Origin of the sequence: Streptomyces sp. NPDC005195 (assembly GCF_040608315.1) — a bacterium.
Classification (GTDB): Bacteria; Actinomycetota; Actinomycetes; order Streptomycetales; family Streptomycetaceae; genus Streptomyces; species Streptomyces kaempferi.
This window is the reverse complement of the sequence record NZ_JBEXHZ010000110.1, coordinates 1-7,800: the sequence shown is the minus strand read 5'-3', so window position 1 is coordinate 7,800 and position 7,800 is coordinate 1. Positions and strand designations below refer to the sequence as shown.

At 69.8% G+C, this 7,800-nt stretch carries 7 protein-coding genes; 2 read left to right on the top strand and 5 right to left on the bottom strand.

Annotation, left to right across the window (positions count from 1 at the left end):
• Positions 1-107: 107 nt before the first annotated feature.
• From ABZV34_RS35800 to ABZV34_RS35785, 4 genes are all read right to left on the bottom strand, one after another.
• Positions 108-1,112, bottom strand: a complete 1,005-nt coding sequence (locus ABZV34_RS35800; RefSeq protein WP_356286319.1) for a MerR family transcriptional regulator — start codon at positions 1,110-1,112, stop codon at positions 108-110.
• A 3-nt stretch (positions 1,113-1,115) separates the two neighbouring features.
• A complete protein-coding gene (locus ABZV34_RS35795; protein WP_356286322.1) occupies positions 1,116-1,787 on the bottom strand; it encodes a HEAT repeat domain-containing protein in 672 nt (223 codons plus the stop codon).
• 228 nt (positions 1,788-2,015) lie between these two features.
• Complete coding sequence (locus ABZV34_RS35790) at positions 2,016-2,906, bottom strand: LLM class F420-dependent oxidoreductase (protein ID WP_356286316.1); 891 nt, start codon at positions 2,904-2,906, stop codon at positions 2,016-2,018.
• A 214-nt stretch (positions 2,907-3,120) separates the two neighbouring features.
• Complete coding sequence (locus ABZV34_RS35785) at positions 3,121-4,059, bottom strand: RNA polymerase sigma-70 factor (RefSeq protein WP_356286313.1); 939 nt, start codon at positions 4,057-4,059, stop codon at positions 3,121-3,123.
• Positions 4,060-4,234: 175 nt separating this feature from the next.
• Here ABZV34_RS35785 and ABZV34_RS35780 point away from each other — a divergent pair, with 175 nt between their 5' ends.
• A complete protein-coding gene (locus tag ABZV34_RS35780; protein WP_356286310.1) occupies positions 4,235-4,720 on the top strand; it encodes a carboxymuconolactone decarboxylase family protein in 486 nt (161 codons plus the stop codon).
• Positions 4,721-4,982: 262 nt separating this feature from the next.
• Here the strand turns inward: ABZV34_RS35780 and ABZV34_RS35775 are convergent, their stop codons facing one another.
• Positions 4,983-6,338: a beta-1,3-glucanase family protein gene (locus tag ABZV34_RS35775; protein ID WP_356286307.1), complete on the bottom strand. Its 1,356-nt coding sequence runs from the start codon at positions 6,336-6,338 to the stop codon at positions 4,983-4,985.
• A 443-nt stretch (positions 6,339-6,781) separates the two neighbouring features.
• On the opposite strand from ABZV34_RS35775, the gene ABZV34_RS35770 reads away from it, so the two are divergent.
• Positions 6,782-7,800, top strand: a 1,019-nt coding sequence (locus ABZV34_RS35770) for a glycoside hydrolase family 19 protein (protein ID WP_356286304.1), incomplete at its 3' end; no start/stop codon positions are given.

Here is a 7,800-nt window from a genome sequence, read left to right as displayed (position 1 = left end):
GTTGACCGGAGCCGACAGGGGCCTCACTCGTAGCGGCCGGCAACGCTGGTTGTCGCGTGGAGTGTGCGTGCCCGTCATCCGTACCGCAGCGCCGGCGGAGAGAACCCTCACCGTGCGTCGCGCAGGTGAAGCAGGTACGCCGCGGTCAGCGCGACGGCGCGGTCCCCGTCCTGCGACAACTCCACGAGGGCGTGTGACGCCCTTGCCCCCGGGACGTCCGCCAGTGCCTGGGTCAGCCGCCCGCGTGCGGGCGCTTCGGTGGCGTCGTGGGCGAGGCGGTCGACGAGCACGCTCGCGATCCGGTCCGCCGTCGTGGTGTCGCTCGCCAGCGTGCTCAGTGCGTCGGCCGCATCGGTGTCGTTCGTCCCCTCCACGATCATGTCGATGAGCGTCGGAGCCGCGTCGGCCACACCCCGTGTCCCGAGCGCCAGCGCCGCGTGCCCGCGGACCACGACGTCGGCGTGCGCGAGGGCATCCCGCAGCCGCTCGGTGGCTTCACCACCTGGCATCTCGGCGAGGGACCGGACGGCACGCTCCCGCACCGCGGCAACGGGCGAGCCGAGGCCCTCCGCCAGCAGCGCCGTACCGTCGCCGCCCGATCGTGCCAGCGCCCAGCGAAGGGCCCCGGCGACGTTCGGTTCCGACTCGCTCAGTGCTGCTTCGACCAGGGCCTCCACCGGCACCGAGACCTCGCCGACCGACGAGAGGGCCGCGCGCTGGCGTGCGTCGGCGCTTTTCGACTCCAGCGCCTGGAGGAGCGCGACGATCTGGAGGACGTCCTCCCAGCCGACGGGGTCCGCGGCATGGATCCTGCGCAGCCGCGTGAGCAACTCGGTCTCCGCCGCGATGCGTTCACGCGTCTGACCGATGAGGTCGTCGACGAGCGACGAGGGCTCGAAAGCGGGATCGTCGAGCGCCCGTCCGATCTCCCGCAGCGACAGCCCCAGCGACCGAAGGCTCTCCACATGGAAGATCCGCTGGATGTCGTCCCCGGAGTACTCCCGATAGCCGGAGCCGGTGCGGCCTGAAGGACGCACCAGACCGAGCGACTCATAATGCCGGAGCATGCGGGCGCTGACCCCGGACCGTCGTGCCACCTCACCGATCAACACGCCTTAGCGGCCCTCCTGACCGGACACACCGAGGGCCACGACGCGCTTCGCCTCCTCGACAGCGAAGTCGAACCCGGCGTCCGGGTCGCGCAGCATCCGCTCCGTGGCGAGCGCGTGCGCGCGCACGGACGGGTCAGGGGCCGTCGTCGCAGTACCCAGAGCCGGCAGAACGGCTTCGCCGAGCGCGACCAGTGCCCGGCTGAGACTCAGTTGCGTCTCCCGCCCACCGCGCCCGAACTGTGTGGCCAACACCGTGGCCAACGCGGACTCCTCGCCTTCCGGGACGAGCACGACCGCCGCCCGCCAGGCGCTTCGTGCCACCTCGTCGTCGGCGTCGGCGAGGAGCGTCCGGGTGATCGCCGGCCACGCCTGCCGGTTCCCGATCTTGGACAGCGTGTGAAGCGCCTGGCTGCGTGCCTGCGTACGCTCCGAGCGCACTTCGCGGAGCAGCCCGGGAAGCGTCATGGACGCCGGGTGCCGGGTGAGCGCCCAGGTCAGCGTGTCGCGGACGAAGAACTCGGGCTCGAGTGCGCATCGTTCGACGAGTTTGTCGACGAAGCGCGGGTCAGGCGTCGTGCCGGCCGCCAGAGCGGCCCGCAGTCGCACCGACGAACGGCCGTCCGCCAGTCCCCGCAGCGCTCGTGCCACATCCGTGTCCTGTCCCGTGACCGTCATCGAGACCACCTCCTCGGCGAGCAGTGAAGGCCTTGCCACTGTGTCAAGGTCAAACAGGGCGACCAGCCGGCGCGGAGACGGGGGTACGCGTACGGCCGCCGCCGCCGACGGCACCGGTGAAGACCGTCGGCCGACGGCGATGCCACGTTCACTTCGTCCTCGGCAGAGCCCGTTTCCCCCACACGCGGGCACGAGCGGGACCAGTATCCCGCTCGCGTGAACCGCTCTTTACAGCTCGTCGGCGAACACCGCGGCCAACTCGCGCCATTCGGCCCGCGGCAGACCGGCTCCGCTCTCGTCGGCAGTCAGTACCTGGAGAGCGATGTGGTCGGCGCCGGCGTCGAAGTACTCCCGGGTCCGTGCACGCACGCGTTCGGTGTCGCCCAGGGCGAAGAGGGCGTCCAGGAGACGTGCGCTTCCGCCGTCCTCGAAGTCGTTCTCCGTGAACCCCAGGCGCAGCAGGTTGTTGGTGTAGTTGGGCAGTTGGAGGTACCTGCCCAGCATGTTCCGCGCGGTGGTCCGGGCCCGGTCGGGGTCGGTGTCGAGGACGACGGACAGTTCGGGGGCGAGCAGCGCGTCGGGACCGAGTGCTTCGCGCGCCTCCGCCGTGTGCTCGGTGGTGACGAGATAGGGGTGCGCACCCAGCGCCCGGTGGGTCGCGAGCTTCAGCATCTTCGGGCCGAGTGCCGCCAGGACCCGACGACCACGATCCACGGGCGGGGTGGCGGCGTCGAGGGCGTCGAGGTAGGCCACCATCGCGCTGTACGGCTTCGCGTACTTCGGCGCCAACTGCCCGTGGCTGACCCCCAGTCCGAGGACGAATCGTCCACGCGCGCTCGCGTCGAGCCCCGCGATCCGCGCTGTCACCTCCTCAGCCGTGTGCTCCCAGATGCTCAGGATGCCGGTGGCCACGGTGACGGTACGGGTGGCGTCGACGACGGCCGCGGCGTCGTCGGGCGAGGGGCTGCCCCCGAGCCAGAGAGTGCCGTACCCCAGATCCTCGAGCTCGGCGACCGCTTCCGCGATCGCTTCGCTGCCCGCCTCGTCGACCCGCGACCGGTGCAGAGCACCGCTCCAGATGCCGATCCGCCCGAATTCCTCGTGTGTCTCAGAAGCCATACTGTGATCAACCGCGATTTCGGGCCCGCTGTTCCCGGCCGGCCGGGGGTTCATTCGTATGGGCGCGGTTTTGGACTGGCCTGTACGAGGGGCTCGGAAAGGCCGGATTCGACATGACGTGATCACGCGGCAGAGCCCGATGCGCTGCCGCCCTCCTTCCCGTCCGTGCCCGAGCGGCGCGGTGTCGTCCGGTGCCAGGTGGCGCCGTCGTCTCTCAGCGGCGCAGGAGCGTCTCCCGCTGCATGTGCGACAGCTTCTCGGGATTGCGCACGGCGTAGAGCCCGGTGATGAGGCCTTCGTCGATGCGCACCGCCAAGACCGTGTCGATCGCGCCGTCGAGCCGGAGGACCAGCGCCGGGTAGGCGTTGACCTGCGCGGAGCGCAGCGATGCCGCGGTGGTCCTGCCCCCTGCGGCGGTCAGCAGCCGGGCCACCTTCTCGGCCCCTACGACAGGCCGCAGGACGGCCTGCTTGATTCCGCCGCCGTCGCCGAGGAAGACCACGTCCGGCGCGAGGATGTCGAGCAGCTTCTGCAGATCGCCCGTCTGCGTCGCCCGTTGGAAGGCGTCGAGCGCGTCTCTGGTCTCGGCCGGGGAGACGATCTCCCGCGGCCTGCGTGCCGCGACGTGAGCCCGTGCCCGGTGCGCGACCTGACGTACCGCGGCCGGGCTCTTGTCGACGGCCTCGGCGATCTCGTCGTATCCGAGGTCGAAGACCTCACGCAGCACGAACACCGCCCGCTCGGTGGGCGTGAGCGTCTCCATCACCAGCAGCATCGCCATCGAGACGCTGTCGGCCAGTTCGACGTCCTCGGCCACGTCGGGTGCGGTGAGCAGCGGTTCGGGCAGCCATGGGCCGACGTAGGACTCCTTGCGGCGGCCCAGCGTACGCAGCCGGCTCAGCGCCTGCCGCGTGGTGATCCGGACCAGGTACGCACGCTGTTCCCGCACCGTGCCGAGATCGACACCCGCCCACCGCAGCCAGGTCTCCTGCAGGACGTCCTCCGCGTCGGCGGCCGAGCCGAGCATCTCGTAGGCGACGGTGAACAGCAGGTTGCGATGGGCGAGGAACGTCTCGGTGGCGAGATCCGCCCGGTCGCCGTCCGCCGGCTGTCGGGCCGTGTCCTCTGTGCACTCGCTCCGCTCGTTGCGCACCGGCCGCTCCCGCCTGTTCGTCCTCGTGTGGGTGCCACGCGCACAAGACGCCGGTCGCGGCGATCCTGTGACACCCCCGGGGGGTGGCACACGTCACACGACCGGCCCGTCACAGCGCTCGGGCCGCCGGCATCTCGTGTTCGTCCAGTGCATCACCACGAGTGAGGACGACATCATGGACTCCCGATTCAACATGTTCGACAACGAGATCGCGGCCAAGTTCGGCAAGCGGTTCGCCAACGCCGCCCTGGTGATCCACCAGTCGCCCCTGCCGAAGTCCACGCAGGAACTGGTCTCGTTGCGCGCCAGCCAGATCAACGGCTGCGGCTGGTGCGTCGACCTGCACACGAAGGAGGCCGCGGCCGCCGGTGAAAGCGCGGTACGGCTCCATCTGGTCGCCGCCTGGCGCGAGTCCACCGTGTTCACCGACGCCGAACAGGCCGCGCTGGCGCTCGCCGAAGAGGGCACCCGGCTCGGCGACGCCCACCACGGCGTGTCCGACGAGACCTGGGCCAGGGTGCGAGAGCACTACGACGACGACCAACTCGCCGCGCTGGTCTCCCTGGTCGCCCTGATCAACGCGGCCAACCGGCTCGCCGTGATCGTGCATCAACGGGGAGGTTCCTACGAACCCGGCATGTTCGCGGCCGCGCTCAACTGACCGGCGAAGGAATCCGGTCCGGCCCAGGACCATGTGGTTCTGGGCCGGACCGGTTCATGCGACAGCCGAGGGCGGGTCCTGCTGTCAGCGGTGTGACGCGACGTCCGCGGTTCTGGTCGGTGTCATCTGCCGGTGCGGCCGTACGACCGCGTCGTGGCCCGCGTCGGCTCGGCTCGGCTCGGGGGGGGGCGAGCCGAGCCGACGGTAGTCGGACCCGAGCGTTGTCAGGCGGGTCCGGATGCCTGACATGCCACCGGGACGGCTACCAGCCGACGGCGACCAGGAGCCATTGCGGGTTCCCGTGGGAGACGAAGGAGGACTGGCCCGCCACGTCGTCGTAGGGGAAGCCGTAGGCGAGGTGGTTGATGGCGTTGTCGTGCCAGAACTTGGCGTAGTAGTTGGCGGGTGCCGCCTTGTAGTACTGGGCCGGGTCGGCCTGCTGGGAGGCGGGGAGAGTGGCCACGTGACGGTTGAGGGCGGCGCACATGTCGGGATTGGCGGCGAGGGAGGCGGCGCAGCCGAAGATGTCGGAGGTGGCAGCGTTGACGCCGACGGACTGGGCGTATGAGGTGAAGTAATTGGCGTTGACGCCGCCCGTGCGGAAGCTCGGGTCGCTGCCGGGCGCGATGATCCGGTACGGGGCCTGGGTTCGCGCCAGCACTTTGAACTGGTCCGGAACCGCGTCCGTGAAGCGCTGGACGGTCGTGGCGCGGTCCTCGGCGAAGGTCTGCCGGTTCTCACCGACTTCGACGTCGTAGCCGTCCTTGGCGTGCAGACGCATGGCCAGCTTGAGGCCGAAGGCGTCGACCCGGGTGGTGTTGCCGTTGAAGACGTTGTTGCCGACTGTGAACTCGATGAAGTCGTAGTAGGGGCCGTTGGGTGAGCCCAGGTAGAAGTACATGCGGCCCGCCGAGTTCGCCGGCATGTCGAGGTAGGGCTGTTCGGCGATCGAGTGGACCTGCCCGTTGAAGCTCCAGTACACCTGGCTGTCGGGGTACTTGCCGTTGGTGCGGTTGAGGATTTTCACCTCGACGGCGTTGCTCGCCGGGGGTATGTTGCTGGTGCTGCCCCAGAAACTGTCCGGCGGGGTGGTGCTGCCGGGCCCGTAGACCTGGAACTCCCACAGCGAGTAGCCGTACGGGGTGGCTCGCACGGTTCCGGAGACGCGCACATAGCGGCCGCTGCCGGTGACGCCGAGATTCTGGGTGCCGCCGGTCCCGGTGGTGGTGGAGTAGACGCTGGTCCAGTTGTTCGCGTCCGTGGAGGTCTGGATCTGGTAGGCCTTGGCGTAGGCGGCCTCCCAGTTGAGAGTGACGCGGGTGATCTGCTGGACGGAGCCGAGGTCGACCTGGACCCATTGCGGATCCGCGAACGCCGAGGACCAGCGCGTGCCGGGGTCGCCGTCGACGGCGGCCGTCGCGGGGAAGGAACCGTTCTCCGTCGAGGAGGCCGTGGCCGGGCGTCCCTGGGAGAGGAGTTGGTCGGCGGCGTGCGCCGACGTCGGCGTCAGGGCGGCGACGCAGGCGACGAGCAGGGCGATGACCAGGCCGAGGGCCGTGCGGGTGCGTAGAACGCCGGCGGGTGGTCTGGTGGCGGGTGCGCTGGGGGAAGTCTGCATGGGATCTCCTCAGGCCGAGCCGGCGTGCGTGGGGGTTGGAGCAACTGCAGGCGTGAGAGCGCTCTCTCGGGTTGTATCCCCGCCTCTGCCCGGCGTCAACAACTGAATCCGAAATCAACGGAGTTCATGGTTCGAGAGGAGTGCGGCGCCGACCGGGGCGAGAGTGTCACGTACCGCGCGCTCCGACCGTTCGGGCCCCGACGGCTCGGACGATCTCAAGTCGCCCTGTTCCATCATCACTTGACGTGTTCGGTGCGGCTTCATACGTCCTTGAAGATGCCGTCGGCGGGGCCGCGCACGATTGGTTGACGTGGCCCCGTCAGCCTGTCATGGTCTAGACCTGATGGGGTGCCGCGTCCGGAGTCCGCTTCGGGCGCGACACCTTCCCGCACAGCTCCCTCCCCACCGCCGCGGCCGCCGGCCGTATTAGGAGCGATGCCCCCATGCTGATCAGTCTTGCCGGACACTTCTCCTTCAGATGGGTCACCCTGGGACGTTCCCTGGTGACAGCCGCCCTCGCGGTGGTCCTCTCCGCGCTGTTCCTCTCCGCGCCGCCCGCGCACGCCGCCAGTGGCCAGATCTCCGGGCTGGCCGGCAAGTGCGTCGACGTGGCCGCCGCGAACAGCGCCAACGGCACCGCGATCCAGCTCTACGACTGCAACGGGACCGGCGCGCAGAACTGGTCGAACTCCGGCGACGGGACCCTGAGGGCGCTCGGGAAGTGCCTCGACGTCGTCGACCGCGGTACCGCCGACGGCGCGGCGGTCCAGTTGTGGGACTGCTCCGGCGGCGCCAACCAGCAGTGGGTGGTCACCGCGGCCCACGACATCGTCAACCCCGCGGCCAACAAGTGTCTGGACGTCCGCGACAACAGCTCCGCGAACGGCAGCCGGCTGCAGATCTGGACCTGCACGGGCGCGGCCAACCAGAAGTGGAACGCCCTCGCGAGCGGCGGTGGCGGCACCAACCCGTCCGGGTTCGTCGTCAGCGAGGCGCAGTTCAACCAGATGTTCCCGGGCCGGAACGGCTTCTACACGTACAGCGGTCTCGTCCAGGCGCTGAGCTCCTACCCGGGGTTCGCGAACAGCGGGAGCGACACGGTCAAGAAGCAGGAGGCCGCGGCCTTCCTCGCCAACGTCAACCACGAGACCGGCGGACTGGTCTACGTGGTGGAACAGAACACCGCCAACTATCCGCACTACTGCGACCCCGGTCAGCCCTACGGCTGCCCGGCGGGGCAGGCCGCGTACTACGGCAGGGGCCCGATCCAGCTCAGCTGGAACTTCAACTACAAGGCCGCCGGTGACGCCCTCGGCATCGACCTGCTGGGCAACCCGTGGCGGGTCGAGCAGGACGCGGCCGTCGCGTGGAAGACGGGGCTCTGGTACTGGAACACGCAGTCGGGCCCCGGCTCGATGACGCCGCACAACGCCATGGTGAACCAGGCCGGCTTCGGCCAGAC

Bases quoted from the DNA above. Each gene is read 5' to 3' on its own strand.
- ABZV34_RS35795 (WP_356286322.1), bottom strand. From the start codon at position 1,787: ATGACGGTCACGGGACAGGACACGGATGTGGCACGAGCGCTGCGGGGA.
- ABZV34_RS35790 (WP_356286316.1), bottom strand. From the start codon at position 2,906: ATGGCTTCTGAGACACACGAGGAATTCGGGCGGATCGGCATCTGGAGC.
- ABZV34_RS35780 (WP_356286310.1), top strand. From the start codon at position 4,235: ATGGACTCCCGATTCAACATGTTCGACAACGAGATCGCGGCCAAGTTC.
- ABZV34_RS35775 (WP_356286307.1), bottom strand. From the start codon at position 6,338: ATGCAGACTTCCCCCAGCGCACCCGCCACCAGACCACCCGCCGGCGTT.